A 1131-nucleotide genomic window follows, 5' to 3' on the forward strand; every position below is an offset into this window, starting at 1 on the left:
GCATCAATGGCATCCGTGCGGAGAACATCCCGCCCACACCATCGCTGCCTGTCGAGGATCCCGACACCGCGCCAGGCACCCCGCTGGCACGGCTCGGACACGACACGGACGTGGCGAATGCGGCAGTGTTTTTGCTCAGTGAGGACGCCGCGTTCATCCACGGTGCGATCCTCCCGGTCGACGGGGGCGGGCACCTGCGTGGCCGCGCCGCCGTGTAGGCCCCACGATCCCGTGTCGTCCCGCATCTCCTCACACGCGCCCACCGTCTCCCCCGACCCTGTGGCGCGGGGCTTCTTCGACGTTTTCTACACTTCCCACCATGAGCACTCCGCCCCCACCCCGCCCGGACATGCACCCCACCACCACGCCTCCGCCGGCGTCTACGCCCCGCAGCACCGTCGTGCGTCGCCTGCAGGACTTCGGCGAAACGATCTTTGCCCGCATGACCGCACTGGCTGTAGAGCGCAACGCCATCAACCTCGGGCAAGGGTTTCCCGACTCCCATGGGCCGGAGTCGATGCTCGCGGCTGCGCAGGAGGCCATTGCCCGTGGGGTCAACCAGTACGCCCCGGGTCGGGGTTTCCTCGAACTGCGCCAGGCCATTGCCGTCGATCGGCAGCGCACGACCGGGCAGGTCTTCGACCCGGACACTGAGGTTTTGGTGACGGTCGGCGCGACGGAGGCTCTGACCGCCACGATTCTCGCGCTGGTGGAGCCCGGCGAGGAGGTTGTGGTCCTCGAGCCCTACTTCGACTCCTACGAGGCGGCAATCGCGCTCGCCGGCGCCGTCATGCGGCCGGTCGCGCTTGAGCGCCACGCGGGGCGCTTCCGTGTCGACGAGGAGCTCCTGCGGGCAGCGGTCACCGACGACACCCGCATGATCATCATCAACACCCCGCACAATCCGACGGGAACGATGCTCGACGAACGGGACCTTGGGCTCCTCGCGGAACTCGCCATCACCCACGACTGTCTGGTGCTCTCGGACGAGGTGTACGACAAGCTGGCGTTCTCGGGCCACACGCACCTAGCGATCGCGACGCTACCCGGCATGCCTGAGTTTGACAAAAGGTGACCTAACTTGGCGTCGGGGAGGTATTTGACCTGGGATTTTGGTCTAAAAAGGCGCTC

General features: G+C 66.8%; 1 protein-coding gene and 1 pseudogene. Both read left to right on the forward strand.

Going from position 1 to position 1131, the window contains the following annotated elements:
* Window positions 1–218: SDR family oxidoreductase (locus C1Y63_RS12410; protein WP_146128972.1), on the forward strand; the 218-nt coding region annotated here is incomplete at its 5' end.
* A 131-nt stretch (window positions 219–349) separates the two neighbouring features.
* A pseudogene (locus tag C1Y63_RS12415) lies at window positions 350–1060 on the forward strand (aminotransferase class I/II-fold pyridoxal phosphate-dependent enzyme); the annotation flags it as partial.
* Window positions 1061–1131 lie beyond the last annotated feature (71 nt).

Source organism: Corynebacterium sp. 13CS0277 (assembly GCF_002994655.1).
In the GTDB taxonomy this organism is placed as follows: domain Bacteria; phylum Actinomycetota; class Actinomycetes; order Mycobacteriales; family Mycobacteriaceae; genus Corynebacterium.